The organism is Vibrio sp. SALL6 (genome assembly GCF_002002385.1).
In the GTDB taxonomy this organism is placed as follows: domain Bacteria; phylum Pseudomonadota; class Gammaproteobacteria; order Enterobacterales; family Vibrionaceae; genus Vibrio; species Vibrio parahaemolyticus.
The window spans coordinates 1-19,236 of record NZ_MQVK01000006.1 but is presented as its reverse complement, the minus strand read 5'-3'; the positions used below and the strand labels follow the sequence as shown (position 1 = coordinate 19,236).

21 protein-coding genes and 1 riboswitch are annotated in these 19,236 nt (G+C 47.7%); of the genes, 7 read left to right on the top strand and 14 right to left on the bottom strand.

Annotated features, from left to right (window positions below; translation table 11 throughout):
• Positions 1-2 precede the first annotated feature (2 nt).
• Positions 3-290: a hypothetical protein gene (locus BIW15_RS01960; protein ID WP_005459922.1), complete on the top strand. Its 288-nt coding sequence runs from the start codon at positions 3-5 to the stop codon at positions 288-290.
• A gap of 153 nt (positions 291-443) precedes the next feature.
• Positions 444-1,034, top strand: a complete 591-nt coding sequence (locus BIW15_RS01955) for a type II secretion system protein (protein ID WP_257971892.1) — start codon at positions 444-446, stop codon at positions 1,032-1,034.
• Between the two features lie 37 nt (positions 1,035-1,071).
• Here BIW15_RS01955 and BIW15_RS01950 read toward each other — a convergent pair whose 3' ends face one another.
• The 5 genes from BIW15_RS01950 to BIW15_RS01930 form a co-directional block, all read right to left on the bottom strand.
• Positions 1,072-1,599 carry a GNAT family N-acetyltransferase gene (locus BIW15_RS01950; RefSeq protein ID WP_029829067.1) on the bottom strand — a complete coding sequence of 176 codons (528 nt, stop codon included), beginning with the start codon at positions 1,597-1,599 and terminating at the stop codon, positions 1,072-1,074.
• A 29-nt stretch (positions 1,600-1,628) separates the two neighbouring features.
• On the bottom strand, positions 1,629-2,096 hold the full coding sequence (locus BIW15_RS01945; protein WP_005497792.1) for an HAD family hydrolase: 468 nt from the start codon (positions 2,094-2,096) through the stop codon (positions 1,629-1,631).
• Positions 2,097-2,245: 149 nt separating this feature from the next.
• Complete coding sequence (locus tag BIW15_RS01940; protein ID WP_020841670.1) at positions 2,246-2,716, bottom strand: GNAT family N-acetyltransferase; 471 nt, start codon at positions 2,714-2,716, stop codon at positions 2,246-2,248.
• A gap of 1 nt (position 2,717) precedes the next feature.
• Positions 2,718-3,449 (bottom strand): glucose 1-dehydrogenase, encoded by a 732-nt coding sequence (locus BIW15_RS01935; RefSeq protein ID WP_077280471.1) that lies wholly within the window; start codon positions 3,447-3,449, stop codon positions 2,718-2,720.
• A 9-nt stretch (positions 3,450-3,458) separates the two neighbouring features.
• Complete coding sequence (locus BIW15_RS01930; protein ID WP_077280470.1) at positions 3,459-3,974, bottom strand: GNAT family N-acetyltransferase; 516 nt, start codon at positions 3,972-3,974, stop codon at positions 3,459-3,461.
• A 270-nt stretch (positions 3,975-4,244) separates the two neighbouring features.
• On the opposite strand from BIW15_RS01930, the gene BIW15_RS01925 reads away from it, so the two are divergent.
• Positions 4,245-5,339, top strand: coding sequence for a NapC/NirT family cytochrome c (locus BIW15_RS01925; protein WP_077280469.1), 1,095 nt, complete (start codon positions 4,245-4,247; stop codon positions 5,337-5,339).
• A 22-nt stretch (positions 5,340-5,361) separates the two neighbouring features.
• A complete protein-coding gene (locus BIW15_RS01920) occupies positions 5,362-7,809 on the top strand; it encodes a trimethylamine-N-oxide reductase 2 (RefSeq protein WP_005459941.1) in 2,448 nt (815 codons plus the stop codon).
• Between the two features lie 69 nt (positions 7,810-7,878).
• Here BIW15_RS01920 and BIW15_RS01915 read toward each other — a convergent pair whose 3' ends face one another.
• The 8 genes from BIW15_RS01915 to thiD all read right to left on the bottom strand — a co-directional run bounded on the left by BIW15_RS01915 (position 7,879) and on the right by thiD (position 14,327).
• Positions 7,879-8,604, bottom strand: a complete 726-nt coding sequence (locus BIW15_RS01915) for a phosphatase PAP2 family protein (protein ID WP_025793815.1) — start codon at positions 8,602-8,604, stop codon at positions 7,879-7,881.
• A 182-nt stretch (positions 8,605-8,786) separates the two neighbouring features.
• Positions 8,787-9,401, bottom strand: a complete 615-nt coding sequence (gene thiE / locus BIW15_RS01910) for a thiamine phosphate synthase (protein WP_021821247.1) — start codon at positions 9,399-9,401, stop codon at positions 8,787-8,789.
• A 63-nt stretch (positions 9,402-9,464) separates the two neighbouring features.
• Positions 9,465-10,256 (bottom strand): hydroxyethylthiazole kinase, encoded by a 792-nt coding sequence (thiM, locus tag BIW15_RS01905; protein ID WP_025793812.1) that lies wholly within the window; start codon positions 10,254-10,256, stop codon positions 9,465-9,467.
• 18 nt (positions 10,257-10,274) lie between these two features.
• Entirely contained in the window at positions 10,275-10,937 is a 663-nt protein-coding gene (gene tenA / locus BIW15_RS01900) for a thiaminase II (RefSeq protein ID WP_006740999.1), read from the bottom strand.
• Positions 10,938-10,955: 18 nt separating this feature from the next.
• Complete coding sequence (locus BIW15_RS01895; RefSeq protein ID WP_005391857.1) at positions 10,956-11,906, bottom strand: ABC transporter substrate-binding protein; 951 nt, start codon at positions 11,904-11,906, stop codon at positions 10,956-10,958.
• A gap of 22 nt (positions 11,907-11,928) precedes the next feature.
• Positions 11,929-12,729 carry an ABC transporter permease gene (locus BIW15_RS01890; protein ID WP_077280468.1) on the bottom strand — a complete coding sequence of 267 codons (801 nt, stop codon included), beginning with the start codon at positions 12,727-12,729 and terminating at the stop codon, positions 11,929-11,931.
• The gene (locus BIW15_RS01885) at positions 12,722-13,480 is read right to left on the bottom strand and encodes an ABC transporter ATP-binding protein (RefSeq protein WP_077280467.1); all 759 of its coding nucleotides are present in this window, start codon (positions 13,478-13,480) and stop codon (positions 12,722-12,724) included. The genes BIW15_RS01890 and BIW15_RS01885 overlap by 8 nt, the downstream gene beginning before the upstream one ends.
• Positions 13,470-14,327, bottom strand: a complete 858-nt coding sequence (gene thiD, locus BIW15_RS01880; protein WP_025541949.1) for a bifunctional hydroxymethylpyrimidine kinase/phosphomethylpyrimidine kinase — start codon at positions 14,325-14,327, stop codon at positions 13,470-13,472. Before thiD ends, BIW15_RS01885 begins: the two co-directional genes overlap by 11 nt.
• A 96-nt stretch (positions 14,328-14,423) precedes the next feature.
• A riboswitch (TPP riboswitch) is annotated at positions 14,424-14,531 on the bottom strand.
• Between the two features lie 312 nt (positions 14,532-14,843).
• On the opposite strand from thiD, the gene BIW15_RS01875 reads away from it, so the two are divergent.
• Positions 14,844-16,229 carry a TldD/PmbA family protein gene (locus BIW15_RS01875; protein ID WP_021821252.1) on the top strand — a complete coding sequence of 462 codons (1,386 nt, stop codon included), beginning with the start codon at positions 14,844-14,846 and terminating at the stop codon, positions 16,227-16,229.
• Positions 16,229-17,572, top strand: a complete 1,344-nt coding sequence (locus tag BIW15_RS01870) for a TldD/PmbA family protein (RefSeq protein WP_025442448.1) — start codon at positions 16,229-16,231, stop codon at positions 17,570-17,572. The genes BIW15_RS01875 and BIW15_RS01870 overlap by 1 nt, the downstream gene beginning before the upstream one ends.
• Before the next feature lie 80 nt (positions 17,573-17,652).
• Here the strand turns inward: BIW15_RS01870 and trmY are convergent, their stop codons facing one another.
• The gene (gene trmY, locus BIW15_RS01865) at positions 17,653-18,252 is read right to left on the bottom strand and encodes a tRNA (pseudouridine(54)-N(1))-methyltransferase TrmY (protein WP_020841684.1); all 600 of its coding nucleotides are present in this window, start codon (positions 18,250-18,252) and stop codon (positions 17,653-17,655) included.
• Between the two features lie 160 nt (positions 18,253-18,412).
• On the opposite strand from trmY, the gene BIW15_RS01860 reads away from it, so the two are divergent.
• On the top strand, positions 18,413-18,937 hold the full coding sequence (locus tag BIW15_RS01860; protein WP_024702320.1) for a DUF3087 domain-containing protein: 525 nt from the start codon (positions 18,413-18,415) through the stop codon (positions 18,935-18,937).
• Positions 18,938-19,236: the final 299 nt, after the last annotated feature.

Below are 19,236 nucleotides of genomic sequence, written 5' to 3'. Positions count from 1 at the left end.
TGATGACGGCAAAGCCAGACCGAATGACCGCGATGCGTAATATCATCGACCAAGTAAAAGCTGAACTACCGATTTACGAACCGGAAACCTTTGTGTGTGGGCCGGAGGGGCAGTGCATCGGTTGTCCGAAGAAGTTACTGGAAATGGTGGATTCAGAGCTGAGCTATTGGGAATCGGCTATGGAGCGCGGCATTGTTCCGCAATTCGATGAAATTCGTCGTTTTGGCAAAATGTGCACGAATGTTCGTCGTGGTCTGGTGCGAAATAATGTGCCTTTACTCAATAGCTAGAGAGTGAAAATCGTCTAATATCTGATACATAGCGTCGTTTTGTTGCACTGCTCTTTGGCTGCTGTTCTCAAGTTTGAGTGGTGTTTGTCTCTTCTTACCCCTTGGGCCTTTAATCGTAAGAAATTGGCGATATATTGGCTCGGTCTCACATGGATGTGGGGCTATTGTCTTGGGCTAGTTGAGATAGGAAACGTGAAATCAAAGGGATTTACGCTGATGGAAATCACCATAGTGCTCACCACTTTGGCTTTCATCGCATTAGCTGCTTTACCAGTACTACTCGATATTCATCGCCAAGCATACGCTGCGATGCTGCACAGTTCTCAGTCTTCTTTAGGTACGGCTCTCAAATTCTTCCATGCTCAATCTGTGATTGATAACGCTTACGACCAAGAGCACGTTCACTACATTGACCGACAAGTCAAAACACGCAAAGGCATGCCAGAAGCCAGCGCCGACAGTATTCGTGCTTTATTAGAAATAGACCTGCCTGCCAGAGGCTACTCGAAAATTGACGTGCCGTGCAAAGGCAGTGATTTTTGCATCATCGGTCAGCAGCACCCAAACAGCGCTCATTTTGTCGCGATTCCTGATTATCAGTTCTTAGATAAATCGGGCGTTGATCGCGTGGTGTACATTTGGCCGCAGGGTTACACATTGGCAGAAGAAGCGTGCTATTTCTACTACGTGAATCAAGCCTCGACCGATTCAATTGTTCGAGGGCATGTGACGAAAGGATGTTAGTCCCAAATAAGTGGTGCGAACAACGGTTATCGAGAATCTACAAATCGGGGTTGTTCGAACGGCGTTGCGCTTTATTCAATACCATTTTTTGACTCATTAAGACTTTGCCATTTGGCAAGATCACTTCCCCAAGTTCTCCCTGATGTTCAAACCCAAAGCGTTCATACAAAGCAATCGCTGGTGTGTTGGTTTTGTATACGTTGAGTACGATTTGGTCGTAGCCAAACGCCCAACCGCGCGCGATTGCCATTGATAATAATTTCCGTCCTAATCCTTTGCTTCGATAGTTTTTGTCGATGTGAACACCAAGAATACCGACGCGAATGAGCTGCCCGCCTTCGTAACCGCACATTTCTGCAGGGAAGATTTCAACGCTGCCGATAAGCTCTTGGCGGTCAAACGCGACAAACTGAGGGATGGATTCGTTCTCAACACGTTGCAGGATGCTACGAAGTGTTGCGTTATCGGGGGCTGGAGAAATCAAAAACTCCCCCTCGGAGTACACCCGATTCCACAGCGCGGTGAAGCGCTCGAGATCGCTCACCTTGATGGGTCTGATTTGCATTCATCTTCCTTGATTAGTGCAGGTAACGGTTAGGGTATAAGCTCAGATAAACAGCGAATTTGATTGGGAATGGGCTCGGCTGGTGCATCAGCGCCCGTTGGGTTAAACCAAATTGTGTTTACGCCCGCTTGCATGGCGGGATAAATGTCTTTGTGAGGTAAATCGCCGACCATGGTTATTTCACTCACGTTAACCCCCAACTGTTTTGCGACGGCGAGATAAAACTCAGGTTGGTTTTTAGCGATACCGAGGTTGGCAAAACAAAAATAGCCATTTAAGAATTGGTCCAAGTCGACGCGGACGAATGCACGTTGAACCTCTTCCATGTTGGAGTCAGACGCGCTGGTCGCAATATAAATGGGATGATTTTGGGAAAGTACTGCCAGCGTTTCTGTGGCCTGAGGAACCGTTTCTACGTGTTCCCAATCGCACATTTTTCCTTGTGCGTGAGGGAAATCTACCATCAAGGTGTTCCCCCAATCGAAAAGATAAATCATGTTCGAATCTCCTTTATACCCAAGCATTTTGAAGTCACTTAGGTATATCAGTACATCATATCGCCTTTTCTAAAATCGGGGGACAAATCGAAGTGATAAATGCGATTTAGTCGGCTTTAGTCGTGAAAAGCGTTTAATTGCCGCTATCGTTACAAATGTTTCAGCATAATGCGTGAGTTAGTTTTAAAACCTTGATTATCGTAAAAACGCTGTGCTGGCTGATTGAATTCCATCACTTCCAATCGAACTTGCGTGGCATTGGCATCGCGCGCCCATTGCTCGCAAGCTTGGAGCAGTTGACGACCGATTCCTTGCTGTTTTTGCTCTTCATCGACAACGATCGTCCCCACGCGGCAAATTGGGTCTTTGATCAGAAAGCTGACGGTGTCGTTTTGGGTGATCATCGCGGTTAAGAAGCCGAGAATTTGCTGTTCGCGCTCGGCAACCAAAAAGAGTCGCTCTTTGTTCTCTAGTGCTTGTGCAAGAAATTCGCGATCAGCTTCTGAAGGCGCAACAAAGGCTTCTGGCGCATTCGCAAAATGCAGTGAATTGATCTGCAAATTAAGCTGAAAAATTCCGTCTAAATCATTGGGAGTAGCTTGTCGGATATGGATTTGCATTCTATCTGCCCCCAGCAATATCGATAAATGATCCTGTGACATAAGAAGCTTCGTCACTCAGTAGCCAAGCGATCGCATTCGCCACTTCTTCTACTGTGCCGCCGCGTTTAAGAGGAATTTGAGGGCTCAGTCTATCCACTCGGTTTGGTTCTCCGCCGTCGGCATGCATATCGGTATAAATGAAACCAGGTCGAACGCCATTGACGCGAATATTGCGCTCTGCCAACTCGAGCGAGAGCCCTTTAGTTAAGGTATCCATCGCGCCTTTTGATGTGGCGTAATCAACATACTCAAATGGCGCGCCTGAGCGTGACGCTCCAGAGGAGACATTCACAATGGCACCGCCCGCACTGAATCGCTTCGCCGCTTCTCGACAGCAGAGGAAACAACTGGCGACATTCGTGTTCATCACAGTTTGGAAGCGCTCCAAGCTGATGTCGGCCAAAGGCGATTGGATAAACAGCACGCCCACGTTGTTGACCAAGTGCGTCACTGCACCAAATTCGCGTTCTGTTTCATCAAACAAGGAGAGCACTTGCTGCTCATCGGCTACGTCTGCGGCGATGGCAATGGCTTTCCCGCCGTTTGCTTGTATTTCTGCTACAACTCGGTCGGCGGCCTCTTGCTGAGTTCGGTAATTAACACAAACGCGATAGCCTTGCTCGGCCAGCTTTTTCGCAGTTGCGGCTCCAATGCCTCGGCTTGCGCCGGTAACGATGACTACTTTATTCAAAATACGTCCTTATTGTTGTCGCGAGTAGATTTTATCGGCGTAGTGTTTGCCACCGATTTGGTATGCGTCTGGAATGACTTGAGAGAGTTCGAAGCCGCATTTTGTGAGTACGCGCTCTGATGCGATATTTCCTTCGGTCACTGTAGCGGAAAAGCGGCGGATATCGTGCGTGGTTTCTGCCCAGTGCAGCAAAGCCTCAAGTGTTTCTGTGCCGAATTGCTGGCCATGAAACTCGGGCAGCAGCAAATAGCCTACCTCGGCTTTGTCTTCCTCTAGTACAAACCCCGTAATCCCAATAGGTTGTTGATTATTTGCATCGAGAATGGTCAAGCACAACCAATGGTCACACTCTGGTGTCCAGCTCGCTAAACGAGATTCAAACTTGTCGCGTAACACTCGCTCGTCAGGTTTATCGAAGCAGAGAGCGATGACACTCGGCTCGATATGTAAACGCTGAAATAGCGCCCAATCTTCTGCTCTGATCGGGCCCATTTTGGTTCTGGGTGTAGATATGAGAGTCGACATGCACATCCTTAATGCATCGAGTTGAATTGCCAGTCTCTCATTCTCTTAGCTTATTGATCAAACCGTTCAATTTAGAAAAGTGATTTATGTTGTGAATGTCGAATTGTGCAAAAAATTTGCGTTAGATATGAATTCATGGGAGCTAAATAACGAAATTTCATTCTTGAGACGCAGAGAGCAACACGGTAATGATGTGGATCAAGAGTTATCTACCCACAAAGTAGTAATTTGCGACCTATAATTACATTTTATTTGGAAGTGTTGCGAATTATGTCAATAAAAAAACGATATATTGCATTGCTAGTTGCTGCTGGCGTTGGTGTGGGTTGGTTAACTTTGGGCGGCAGTGCAGCGGTGATGCACTACACGTCTGACACTGAGTTTTGTGTCTCATGCCACTCTATGGAAATCCCTTATAAAGAGTATCAAGGCTCAGTTCACTTCAGTAATGCAAAGGGCATTCGCGCGGAATGTTCTGACTGTCATATTCCTCAAGAACCAATGGATTACCTGATCACCAAAATTCGTGCGTCGAAAGACATTTACCACGAATTTGTGACAGGCAAGATCGACACGCCAGAGAAATACGAAGTACATCGTAAAGACATGGCTGAAACTGTATGGGCTCAGTTCCGTGAAAACGATTCAGCGACGTGTCGTTCGTGTCATGATTTCGATGCAATGGAAGAGTTTGAGCAATCACGCGATGCGGCGAAGATGCACGAATACGCGAAAGCGAACGATCAAACGTGTATCGATTGTCACAAAGGTGTGGCTCACTTTGCACCAGAAGCAGAGCTAGACAGCAAAGCATTCGAAACGCTGATGAGCTTCACGACGAAGACAGCTGCTAACGCGAAGGTAGTTTACCCAGTAACAACGATTAATATGGGTGAAATGGGTACCATCAATCCAACAACAAAACTGGAAGTGATGAGCGCGGAAGGCGATAACCGCACTGTTAAGTTGAATGCATTCCAAATGAAAGGCGCAGAACAAGTGCTTTACATGGGAGAAGGTCAACGTGCCATCGTAGCAACGCTAACAGAGCAAGGCCAACAAGCGCTTGAAGCTGGTGAATTTGAGGCGGATGTTTACGGCAACGAATGGCGCGCAGTTTCTCTAACAGGTGCTATTGATTCTCCAGTTGTAGACACGCTTGATCCAGTATGGTCATACGCAGAAGAGTTGGACAATGTTTACTGTGCAACTTGTCACGCGAAAATTCCTTCAAATCACTTCACAGTGAATGCATGGGGACCGGTAGCGAAAAGTATGGGTGATCGAACTGATATTTCAGCCGAGAACCTAGAAATTCTAACCAAGTTCTTCCAGCACCACGCGAAAGATGTGGTTGGTCACTAACGATAAATAGAAGGATAAGATTATGACTAATATGACCCGTCGCGGATTTCTAAAAGGCACTGGTATGGCGGCTGGTGCAATGGCATTCACTTCGTTTGCACCTATGTCTGTTGCGTCTTCTAATGCTCGCGGCAAAGGCATTCTAACGGCGGGCCGCATGGGCCCAATGTTGTGTGAAGTACAAGATGGTAAGTTGGTTTCGACCACCAATGCTCTGCCTCAAACTGTACCAAATAGCCTACAAAGCACTGGTCCTGACCAAGTGCACACTAAAGCGCGTGTTAAGTACCCAATGGTTCGTAAAGGTTACTTGGCAAACCCATCAGCTCCCGAAGGTGTTCGCGGCAGCGATGAATTTGTACGCGTGTCTTGGGATGAAGCTTACAAGCTGATCCACGAACAGCACATGCGCATTCGTAAAGAATATGGCCCGGCTTCTGTGTTTGCTGGTTCTTACGGCTGGCGTTCAAGTGGCGTGCTGCACAAAGCACAAACCTTGCTGCAACGTTACATGAGCATGGCGGGCGGTTATTCAGGCCACTTGGGTGACTACTCAACGGGTGCTGCGCAGATCATCATGCCGCACGTTGTGGGCTCTATCGAAGTGTACGAGCAACAAACCACGTACCCAGTGGTATTAGAGCACAGCGATGTGGTTGTGCTTTGGGGCTTAAACCCAATCAACACTCTAAAAATCGCGTGGAGCTCAACAGACTGTGCTGGTCTTGAATTCTTCCATCAATTGAAAAAATCAGGCAAGACGGTTATTGCGATTGACCCTATTCGTTCTGAAACCATCGAGTTCTTTGGCGAGAATGCGGAGTGGATTGCTCCTCACCCAATGACCGACGTGGCAATGATGATGGGTATCGCGCACACCTTGGTGAAACAAGGTAAGCACGATAAAGCCTTCCTCGATAAATACACCGCAGGTTACGACAAGTTTGAAGCGTACCTGATGGGCGAAGAAGACGGCGTAGAAAAATCAGCAGAATGGGCATCACAAATCTGTGGCGTACCTGCGAAGCAACTTGAGCTATTGGCTGACATCTTCAGTAAAAACCGTACCATGCTGATGGCGGGTTGGGGCATGCAGCGCCAACAATACGGTGAGCAGCGTCACTGGATGCTGGTTACACTGGCAACGATGTTGGGTCAAATCGGTTTACCGGGCGGTGGTTTTGGTTTCTCTTATCACTACTCAAACGGTGGTAACCCTGCTCGTGATGCTGGCGTACTTCCTGCGATTTCGGCATCGCTGGGTGGTGGCTCTTCTGCGGGTAACGACTGGGCAGTGTCTGGCGCGGTGCAAAGCTTCCCTGTGGCGCGTATTGTCGAGGCGTTGGAAAACCCAGGTCAATCCTACCATCACAACGGTCATGAACTGACGTTCCCGAACATTAAGATGATTTGGTGGGCTGGCGGTGCGAACTTTACTCACCACCAAGACACCAACCGCTTGATTAAAGCGTGGCAAAAGCCTGAGCTGATCGTGATTTCAGAGCCTTACTGGACGGCGGCTGCGAAGCATGCGGACATCGTTCTGCCAATCACCACATCGTTCGAGCGTAACGACTTAACGATGACGGGTGACTACAGTAACCAACACTTGGTGCCAATGAAGCAAGTGGTTGAGCCGCAAGGTGAAGCGCGTAATGACTTCGATGTATTCGCGGACATGGCAGAGATGCTAGCACCGGGTGGCCGTGATGTGTACACCGAAGGCAAAACCGAAATGGAATGGCTGTACGGCTTCTATAAGGCGGCGCAACAAGGTGGCCGTGGCTCTCGCATTGCAATGCCGAACTTCAGCAAGTTCTGGGAAGATAACCAACTGATCGAGATGAAGTGGAACGAGAAGAACGCACAGTTTGTTCGTTACGCGGATTTCCGTGAAGACCCGATCATGAACCCACTAGGTACGCCAAGTGGTAAGATTGAAATCTTCTCGAAAACTATTGAAGGTTACCAGTTGGAAGACTGTCCTCCACACCCTACGTGGATGGCACCAACCGAGTACACCGGCAATGCAAAAGATGGCGAGTTGCAGCTAATGACCGCGCACGCAGCGCATCGTCTACACAGCCAGTTTAACTACGCGAAGATTCGCGAAGAGTACGCAATTGCAAACCGTGAACCTATTTGGATTCACCCTGAAGATGCGAAAGCGCGTGGTATTAAAACGGGCGATCTAGTTCGTGCGTTTAACAACCGTGGCCAAGTATTGGTCGGCGCGGAAGTGACTGACCGAATCAAGCAAGGTTCAGTATGTATTCATGAAGGCGGTTGGCCGGATTTGGATCCGAAAACCGGCATTTGTAAGAACGGCGGTTGTAACGTGTTAACGTTGGATATTCCGACCTCTCGACTTGCAAACGGCTGTGCGGCGAACTCGGCACTGGTTCGTATTGAAAAATACACTGGCCCAGAATTAGAACTAACAGCGTTTGAACCACCAAAAAATGGCTAGAAAAAAGTAGCGCTTGAAAGCAAGAAGCCAGCGAATCGCTGGCTTCTTTTTTTCTAGTAATCGTTCACATTAGCGTGAAGCAAGAGAAACAAACGGCATCTGTTTCTTAATTTGAAATGTCGGGAGTAAAGTAAATACAATCGCGACAAACAAGACTGAGCCTATTAAATCTTCAGGGCGATGCATGCCCAGCCATAAGCGGCTATATGCTATGCTCATTCCCCACATCCATAATGACAGTGCAGAGATATAGCACTTGTTCTGTAAGAACAACCCACCAAAGAAAGCCAAACAAATCGAAACGAAAATCGTATGGCCCGACGGGAAAGAATAGTCTTTCTCGCCTTGCCAATGGCGCGTCCGCCAATCACTGACGTGTTCAGAAATCTGGTTAATTACGTTGGCTTGTTGCTTTGTATTTAACTGATAAAACGTTTCTGGTGTTTCAATTAATTGTTCTGCTGCGAGCAATTCCGTGTACGGGCGAGGGCTTTCTGTCATCAGTTTTAGCCCCGTTTTGCTGGCAAAGCCAATCACAAGTAACAGCCCTAACATTGAGAGTTTTTGCATCCACTCAGTGCGACTTGGCTTAAAGCGAAATAAAGAAAGCAGTAGCAGTGTTAAGGTAATTAAAAAGCCTTTGCTGCCAGCAGAGTCAGTGAGCAAAGTAAAAGTAATACCCAGACTTTCAGGCACCTGTGAAGTGAGATCGTGATAAGAGCCAAACAGCGACATTGGGATGATGCCAAGAACAAACAAGGCGAGCATCATCAATCCATATTTTTTGGTTTTCATTGAGAGCGTTTTGTTTTTATTGAGGGTTATTCAACCACGTGAAAATAAGGGACTTATCTTACGTTATCTGGCGTGAAAAACTTATCAACGCTTTGTCAATTTGACGAGAGAATGAAGGTTGAGTGATGAATTGATGACATTTATCCGGAAGGTAAAGGCGCTCATCCTTAAGCGCTGGGGTCTTAATCCATCAGAGAAAGTAAGTATTCTGCTGCTTTGGTTGGGTTTTCTGCATGACAAATGGCAGAAACCAAAGCCAAACCATGTACACCTGTCGCACTCAGGGCAGGAATGTTGGTTTCGTTGATGCCACCAATAGCGACGATTGGTAAGGACGTGGTGTTCAACGCCATCTTCAAACCTCCAATACCCCAGTGTTTTTTGGTGTTGGTTTTGGTCGGCGTAGCGAAGATGGCACTCAAGCCGATGTAATCAATGGGCAGAGAATCCGCCTCTGCCAGCTGATCTTCAGTCTCAATTGATAAGCCGAGGATCTTGTTTGGGCCAATCAATTGACGAGCGATCTCTGCTGGCATGTCTGACTGCCCGAGGTGAACACCATCGGCATCGACGGCAAGGGCAACATCAACACGATCATTGATGATTAACGGGACGCCAGTGCCTTCAAGGATCGTCTTCACGGCTTGAGCTCGTTCAATAAATGCACGAACGTCACCATGTTTTTCGCGCACCTGTACCATGGTGACCCCACCTTCTACCGCCTTTCTTACAACGTGTTTGAGAGTGGATAAATCTTGTTGGTCGTCGGTGACTAAATACAAACGATAGGCGTTCATTGTGTTTCCTTTCGCCTCCCACTTTCGTTGGAGTGAGAGGCGTTTAAAGCATTGAGAAGCGATTTATCTCACTTGTAATTTAAGACGTGTTGCCAGTGTTTCTTCATCCAGTTGGTAAAGCTCATCCAAAAGATGCATTTGCAAGCTACCTGGCCCTCGCGCTTGCTCTGCCGCAATTTCACCCACAACGCCAAGCACCGCTGCCGCAGCAAGGCCTGTTTCGTCGCTGATTGCTGCGAACGCGCCTGTCAGTGCGGTTAACGTGCAACCCATGCCCGTTACGTATGGCATCATCTCGTGACCATTATTCAGCTGGACGGTTTGTTCTTTTGTCACGATGTAGTCAGTTTCGCCGGAGATCACCACGCTCGCTCTGTACTCTTCAACCAAGAAGTGAGCCGCCCCAAGGGCTGCATCACTACTGTCGAGTGCATCTACACCTTTGCTTTGCGCTTGCTCACCAGCGAGAGCAATGATTTCGGAAGCATTACCACGAATGATTAACTTGTTTGCAAGGCGGGCGATTTCGCGCGAGGTTTCGGTGCGCAGTGAACTTGCACCGCAACCGACAGGGTCGAGCACAACGATTTTACCGTTCGAGTTGGCTTGCTCGACGGCATAGCTCATGCGCGGCGTCCAAACGCTGTCTAGGGTGCCGATGTTGATCACCAAAGCGCCTGCAAACGACATCATTTCAGCCATTTCTTGCTTTGAATGCGCCATGATTGGCGAAGCTCCGATAGCCAACAAAGCGTTCGCCGTGTTGTTCATCACCACGTAGTTGGTAATGTTCACGACTAAAGGCTTTTGCTGACGCACTGCGGTTAATGCTTGAGTGATTTGTTCTATTAACATGAGATTCTCCAATTAACCTTATTGTGCGTTTAGACCTTGTTGCCAAAACGCCACTTCCATACGCGTTGCAGTTTTGAAGACCTGAATCAGGTTTTGACCGCGCTGGCTGTGGATGTCGATTTCAGCCAGCAACTGGTTAAAGTGTTCGGCCCCACTTGCCACGCCTGATTGGAACTCTTCACCGCCGTACAAGTTAATCCAACTTGCGTAAGGATTGCCTTCGAATACCGTGTTTTCATCTTCAATCAGCATTTTACCAATGACGGCGTAGCCGATGGAGCAAGGGGCGAGCGCGGCATACAAGTCAACTAAGTCGCCCGTCATGCCTGCATCCAATACGTAGCGCGTGTAAGCCACCGTGCCAAAATCTTCCGGCTCGTTTTCGAGATCAGATTCCGTCAATCCCCACTGACCGCAGTAGGTAACATGGTGGGCAATCTCTGAATCTAAAAGCGCATGTACACTTGGTAGTGCGCGGCGCATGTCGTCTAACGTACGTGCTTTGTAGATTGCCAGCGCATAAGCTCGCGCGTACTGTTTTAGGAATAAGAAATCTTGCTTCAAGTAATGCAGAAAACAAGGTTGAGCCAGCGTGCCTTTGGCCAATTGCTGCACGAAGGCATGCTCAGTGTATTCTTGCCAATCTTGGCGGCAAGCGTCGATCAAATCTTGGTATTTCATAATGGGGCAGCCTCGTAATTAGTCAAAACTCGGTACGTAATCTTTTGCTTTTGGTAGCGTTTCGATGATTTTTTGTGAGTACATGAACTCGGCGTAATCGTCATAGCGTTTTAGATCGACTGCTGATGGGCGAAGCGCGAAACGAGTTAACGTGTCATTCCAAGCGCGTTGGTTGAGCTCGTTGTTTAGCGTGTCTGGTGAGTAAGCGACAAACTCTTTCCAAGACTCTTTCGGATGGTTGACGATGTAAGTGGTCGCTTGCTCCAGCGCTTTGTTGAACGCTTTGATAGCGGCTTTGTCGTAGGTTTTTGCATTCGCCACAAACACCAGTTCGTCATACGCTGGTACGCCGTGTTCTTCTGGGAAGAAGGCTTTGGCTTTGTATCCTTCTAGCGCAAGTTGGTTGGTTTCGAAGTTGCGCAAGCCGCCCCAAATAGCGTCTACTTTCCCTGATGCGAGAGAGGAAGAGAGTGCCCAACCGACGTTGATGATTTGCACGTCAGAAAACTTCACGTTCTCCTGCGCAAGCATGGTGCCGATTGTCGCCTCTTCGTTACCTGCGATAGCAATACCGATCTTCTTGCCTTTAAGGTCGCCAAGGTTGTCGTTCTTGCCATTATCCAACACCATCAATGTGTTGAGGGGAGTAGCAATCAAGGTCGCAGAGCGAATTAATGGCAAGCCAGCCGCTACGTCGATGGTCAGGCTAGGTTGGTATGAAATCGCCATATCGACTTTGCCAGCCGCAACTAGTTTGGGTGGAGTGCTTGGGTCGGCGGGTTCTTGGATATTGATCTTCAAACCTTGCTGTTTAAAGTAGCCGCGCTCTTGTGCGATCACGATAGGGCCATGGTTCGGGTTAACGAACCAATCCAGCATTAAAGTAAGCTCTTTTTCGGCAGCAAGTACGTTAGTTGAAACCATTGAAGCGAGCAGAGCAGCAGCGCTCATGAGTTTGTTTTTATTCACGGGGTTCTTCCTTTTTCTTTCCCTATTTGTTTTTCCAGGGAATGGCTTTTTTCAGTAATTTGTCAGTGGTGAAATAGAGTGCGATAGACAGCGCGGCGAGAATAAACAGTGCCGCGAACATCTCATCGATGATCATGCGAGCGTTGGCTTGCAGCATCAGATAGCCCAAGCCCTCACTTGAGCCGACCCATTCACCTACCACGGCACCAATCGGCGCAATAACCACGGCAACACGAATACCAGACGCTAACGTTGGTAGGGCGGCAGGGAGCCGAATATGGCGCAGTAATTGCCATTTCGATGCGCCCATGGTTTTGGCAAGATCGAGATAGCCGGTGGGGGTGTTGCGCAGTCCGTCATAACAACAAGTCGTTACAGGGAAAAAGATGATGATCGCCGCCATTACTACTTTCGATGCAATGCCGTAACCCAGCCAAAGCATGAGCACTGGCGCGATAGCAAATACTGGAATTGCTTGGCTAGCAATCAGAATTGGGAGTAACCAACGCTTCAGCGGCTCGAACATCAGCATTTGCAAAGCGAATAGCAAACCCATTGATAAGCCGAGTGCGAGGCCAAGTAGGATCTCTTGTGCTGTTACCCAAGTGTGTTTGAGTAGCACGTCGTATCGAGTCACTAATCTATTCAATACTTCAATTGGCGAAGGCAAGATGAAGCTTGGCATGTCAAATACCACTACAATGAGTTGCCACAAACCTAAGATCACGGCTGCGCTGATCAGCAGACGCAACGCCGGATGAGTTACGCGTTCCTTTTTACTAATACGCGCCGAAACGGAGTTGTACTGAGTCATATCACTCATAGTCTTTCTCCAACTGATCCAAAATCGCCTGCTGTAGCGCTGCGCACTCTCCATTGAGAGATCTTGGTGGCTTGGAGTCCGGAACAACCAAGTGCTGCGCTTGAGCAGGCGTGCCTTGCAACACATAGAGTTGGTGTGCCAATCGCACCGCTTCTTGCGGATCGTGCGTAATCAAGACAACGGTTTTGTCCTTAAGTAACTCGGCAGAGAGAGTTTGCAATTTGTGCCGAGTCACGGCGTCCAATGCCGAGAAAGGTTCATCCATCAAAACCAAAGGTTTGTCTTGCATCAGAGTGCGAGCAAGGGCTACGCGCTGCCGCATACCACCAGAGAGTTGAGCGGGTTTGGCGTAAGCGTAATCTGCCAACCCAACGTGCTCTAACAAGTTGAGAGCACGTTGTTTCTCTTCCGCTGAATTTGAGTTGGCGTGAGAAAAGCGCGAGCTAAGACAGACGTTATCCAGCACGTGAAGCCACGGTAGCAATAAATCCTGCTGAGCCATGTAAGCGACACGGTCATGCAGTGCGGCGCCATCGGTTGTGATGAGTTCGCCATGCCAGTCAACTTGGTCATCCAGTAGGCCAGCTAAGTAACGCAATATCGTGGTTTTTCCGCAGCCACTTCGCCCGAGTAATACCGTCCATTGACCGATAGGAATGACCATGTTCACTCCCGCTAAAGTCGGTGTTTGGCTGTCTTTGTATTGCAAACTGGCGTCGGCAAGCTGAATGCCAATCGCGTTAGCGAACATAGGTATGACCCGCAAAGAAATGATGTACTGGTCCGTGACCTTTCCCCACTTCCAATTCATCCGCATGAGCGATGGCTTGGCTGATGTACTGTTTTCCTAAATGCACGGCTTTGTGCAGGTTGTTGCCTTGACCAAGGTAAGACGCAATAGCGGAAGACAGTGTACAGCCCGTACCGTGGGTGTTTTTGGTCGGAAAACGCTTGGCGCTGATTAACTCCGCACTGTTTTGCATGATCAGCAGATCGTTGCTGTTTTCATCTTCTTCAAGGTGACCCCCTTTGAGCAAAATGGCTTTGGCACCAAGCGCACGAAGGTCGTCAATCATGTCACTCATTTCTGCCTCAGATTGAGGTACAGGCTTACCTGTCAGTGCTGCACCCTCTGGCAGGTTAGGAGTGATGATGTCTGCCAGTGGAATTAGTTCTTCTTTTAATGTGCTGATTGCTGATTGCTCAAGTAGCAAATCGCCGCTGGTGGCGACCATGACGGGATCTATCACAAGATGTTTAGGCTGGTACTGTCTGATCTTGCTGGCCACCACTTTGATGATGTTCGAATCCGCCAGCATGCCGACTTTTACCGCCACAATATTGAGATCGGTAAACACCGCATCGAGTTGGCTTTCAACGTGATCAAGTGGGATAGGGAAAATCGCAGAAACGCCTTGTGTGTTTTGCGAAGTGATGGCGGTAATTACCGAGCATGCAAAACTGCCTGTTGCCGACATCGCTTTGATGTCTGCTTGAATACCTGCGCCGCCGCCACTGTCGGAGCCTGCGATGGTCAATACGATAGGGGTAGGTAAGGCTGGCGTCTGATGTGAATAAGGCTGTGATTGCTGCGTCATGGTCGCTCCTATTACAAGACGTATAGGAACTGACTTTGACCGCTGTGGGCAGATCGATTGTTCGATCGTTTCACTCGCCAAAGAGAGGCGGCGAAAGGCAAAGTGTGCATAGTTCCCTACGTCAGTGCTAACTGAATCAGGTTCAACGGGTCTCGAATTTCGATCTCAGCCTACGCTTATCACGTGGCCCCCCGACTATTTCGCTCGGATGATAACAGGACGCTAACTCAAGAGATACGTTTTTTGAGAGTAATTATTATTGAGTATTCAATTATGCGAAGTGAGTGATAGAGTAAGCTTCTTAATACTTTGTTGCGCGGAATTTTCCAGTGCAACGCTCTGATGAAAGAGCAGAAACTGGAATATTAAATAAAGAGTCGTGGTCTCTTTTGGCAAGGATTAGCATAAAACAAGGTTAAAAAACTGTTAAAATTTAACGCGTTGCCAATTTAACTTTACGGAATTTATCGGAAGTTATTTAGGAAGGCTAAGACGATCATCGAGCAAGGAGACTTCATGCTTAATTCTGTAACAGCGAAGGCAGTGATCGATCATGCTCTCTTTTTAGGAGCTGATTTCGCTGAGCTATTCGTTGAACATCACCAAACCAACACCGTCCAGATCGCATCTGGTGAGGTGGATAATGTAAATTCAGGTATCGATTTTGGTATCGGTATTCGCCTCTTCTTCGGTCACAAAGTGCTTTACGGTTACACCAACAGCACGGACGAAACCGAACTAAAACGCGTAACATCACTGCTTGCCGCGAAAGACAAGCGTGAGCAAATCGCGTCAGCGGGTTCTTTGAATTTGAACCGCTACCCAATCCAACACGGTTGCCGCATGCCGCTAAGTAAGGATGCTAACCTAGATTCAAAAATCGCGTTTCTATTGAAAGTTGACCAAGCTGCGCGTGCAGAAAGTGAGTACATCAGCCAGTTCATTGGTAGTGTGCTTCAGCGCGAGCAGCAAGTGTCTATCTTCAACTCAGAAGGTTTGCATGTAGACGATACGCGTCACTACATTCGTGTTGCGGGTAACACAGTTGCCCAGAAAGGCAATGAGCAATCTTCTGGCATGGAAGGCCCGGGGGCACTTGCCGGTTGGGAGTTTAGCGAACAGATCGATGCGAAAGAGCTGGGTCAAACTATCGCTCAACAAGCGTTAGTGAAATTGGGCGCGGATGCTTGTCCATCGGGTGAAATGCCTGTGGTAATTGGTAACGGCTTTGGCGGCGTTATCTTCCACGAAGCGTGTGGCCACCTGCTAGAAACCACTTCGGTTGCGAAGAAGGCGTCGGTATTCCACGACAAAATGGGTGAGATGATCGCTCATACTGCAGTAAACGCAGTAGATGACGGCACGATGACCAACGAATGGGGCTCAATCCACGTTGATGACGAAGGTTTGCCAACGCAGCGTACCCAACTGATCAAAGACGGTAAGCTAACTAGCTTTATGGTCGACAAAATGGGCGGCATGAAGACTGGTTACGAGCCAACAGGCTCTGGTCGTCGTCAGAACTACAAGTTCGCACCAACCTCGCGCATGCGCAATACCTTTATCGAAGAAGGCGAGCATTCACTCGATGATATGCTTGCGGGAATCGAACGCGGTATTTACGCCAAGAAGATGGGGGGGGGCTCCGTTCAACCTGGAACGGGCGAATTTAACTTCGCTGTTCGTGAAGCGTATTTGATTGAAAACGGCAAAATTACCAAGCCTTTGAAAGCGGCGACACTAATCAGCACTGGTCCTAAAGTATTGAAAGAAATCAGTATGGTCGGTAAGGACATGGCACTTGCTCCAGGTATGTGTGGTTCAGTGAGTGGCTCAGTACCTACAACAGTCGGCCAACCAACCCTTAAAGTGGACAATATTCTGGTAGGAGGCGGTAACTAATGAGCCAAGAACAACAACTTCTAAAAGCGGTTGATTACATCCTGTCAGAAGCCAAACGCCAAGGTGCGGAAGCGGATGTGATTGTGAACCGTAACAGCAGCTTTTCGCTGAAAGCAAACCAAGGCAAGTTGGATGAGTACAAAGTCAGCTCAAGCCAAGTGCTGGGTGTTCGAGTCATTAAAGATGCCCGTGTCGCGACCAGTTATTCTGAATCACTAGAGCAACCAAGTTTAGATTTGATGCTCACAAACGCGCTGCAAAGTGCTCGTTTTTCTAAGCAAGATGAACATCAAACCATCAGCTGCGTAAACAGTAAAATCACCACTGATATTGCAGAAATTGCGCAAGACGATACCACATCGGTCGATGAGAAAATTGAACTGTCCCTTGCGCTTGAGCAAGGTGTTGTGGCTCTGCCTCACGCTTCAAGCTCACCATACAATGGTTACAGTGACGGTGAAACTCAGCTCATCATCGCGAATACTCAGGGTACGTTATGTCAACACTTCGAGCGATCGTTCACTTGTTACGCATATACCTTATTTGAAAAAGATGGCAAACAGTCGATGGCAGGTAGAATGTCGCTAGGTCGCCGTTTTGATGAGTTGAATCCAACTTACTGCATTGAAGGCGGTTACAACCTTGCTCGCGACCTCCTTGATGGCGCACCAGTTGCGACAGGTAACTATCCAGCCATCTTCCACATCAATGCGCTAAGCAGCCTGTTTGGTGCATTTGGCAGTGCGTTTTCTGGTGTGAGTGCGATGAAAGGCATCTCGCCACTGGGTGACAAGCTTGGTCAAAGCGTAGCAAGTGAACTTCTCACCTTTACCGATGCGGCATACATGCCAAATGGTATGGCTATCGCAGGGTTTGATAGTGAAGGTTTTGCCACTCAAGACAATGTGTTGATTGCCAATGGCCAACTGAATACGCTATTGCACAATAGCCAAACAGCGAATTATTTGGGTGCAGTGTCGACGGCAAGTGCATCTCGCAGTGCGAAATCGAGCTTAGACGTATCGGCAAATCATAAAGTGATTGCGACAGGCAACAGCAGTGCGTCAGAAGTCAAAGCAGGTGAATACCTAGAATTAGTGGAACTGCAAGGGGTTCACTCTGGTGCAGATGCTGTCAGTGGTGATTTCTCATTTGGTGCGAGTGGTTTCTTGTGCCGTGATGGTCAGCGTGTTCAACCTGTGCGCGGAATTACAGTTGCAGGTAACTTCTATAAGATGCTGCAAGAAGTAGAAGCTGTGGGTGATACGCAGCTTATTAATGATAGCCGCACTTTCTTCGCGCCAGATGTGCGTTTTGCTCGATTGAGTATTGGCGGTAAATAAGCGCGGCATAGAAAGTCAGAAACAAAAAAGAGGACTCAATCGAGTCCTCTTTCATCATCTAGCAAAGTGTAAGCGAATAACTAGAATTCGCGGATATCCAGTTCGTTGTGGATCAATACTACACACTGAGAAGCAAACAGCATCTTAGGTCCAAGGCTGATTTTCTCAGTACCTAGGCGCTTCAAGCTGTTGAACGACTTCTTTGGCATCGGAATGTGGTCGGTTAGCAAGAAACATGGGTTTTCACCAATTTCTGCATCACGAACAAATTCGCCTTTCTTGTCCAACATATAAAGTTGGTGGTCTTCCGCCAGTTCTTGAACCAAGCGTTCGAAGCTCACTGTACGAACCGTAATACCCGGCTCAACTTCACGAAGCTGCTCTTTACCCATACCAACAGATGCGTCCAACGCACGGGCAACGGCAGAGATCAACGTTGACTCGTGAAAACCACCAATATTGGTAATGTCGTTTGAACGAATGGTAATCGTGCGCGAGTAATCCTTCGTGCTCTCTAATACCAAGTGGACAACCACATCTTCACGGTGAGATTGTGCCACGAACATGGTGTTCATCATGGTATGAGCAAGGATCTCGGTATGTGCCTCGTTACCAACACCTTCTAATAGTGCTTTGCTGGTGGTTGGCGCCGCGCGAGCTCGTAAAACAAAAGAGCGCATGAATTTAGCCTCTGTATAGAAAGAGTGAATGCGCGGAAGTATATACCCAAGCAGGGAACGGATGCGAGTTTAATAGTAAATGTGAACTTACTTACAAAGCTTCGATTGTGGAGCTGGGTGTGCTCGTTAGAATAGGAGGCAACCCTGTTAGGAGTGGTATATGGAAATCAAACAGATAAATAAAGACATTTATAAAAAGAAAGTAAACTTTGTGATTGGCGGTTTTGTTGCGTTGCTCGCCATCTCCTCTCTTGCCTTTAGTACCTTGCTGATTGTTTTGTTTGGCAACACTGAAGTCGTACCAGAACAATCAACGGGCAATTTCCATTGGAATTTGATTGGTGTCGTTCTAGCAGTTGCAACTTCCCTCTCTTTATTGAATCAAATTAAAACTCGACCATACATGGAAGAGGTGCTGTACGTTTGGAAACTCAAGCAACTGCACAACAAAATCTTTCGTAAACTAAAAAGCATTAAAGCAGCCGCGAGCAATGACGATCTAAAAGCGCTCACTACGCTTAAGTTCTATTACACCACGCAACGCCAAGTGTTTGAGCTAGACAACAACACATTGACGATGAGTAGTGTAAATAAAGAACTAGAGGCAATAGATCAAATCGAAGTCGACAAATCACTGCACCTTGATATTGCAAGCTTTGAAGAGGGGTGGATAGACACATACTGATTGCTTATTTGCTACTTGAAGTTAACAACTGAGTGCTAAAAATAAGCGTTTGAATGAGATTTCATCACTCGACGCTTTTTTTTTGATTTTTTTCTAAAAAGGGGTTGCCAAGAAAACTCATCTCCCTATAATGCGCCTCCGTTGTCAGGGCAAAGCGGAAACGCGAAAGCAGCTGGCAATAAGGCGAAAAAGCTTCTAAAAATTAATTTAAAAAAGTGTTTGACACTGAAAAATAATTCCTTAGAATACGCCTCCGCTTCGATAGCAAAGCTTACGAAGCAAGCTCTTTAACAATATAG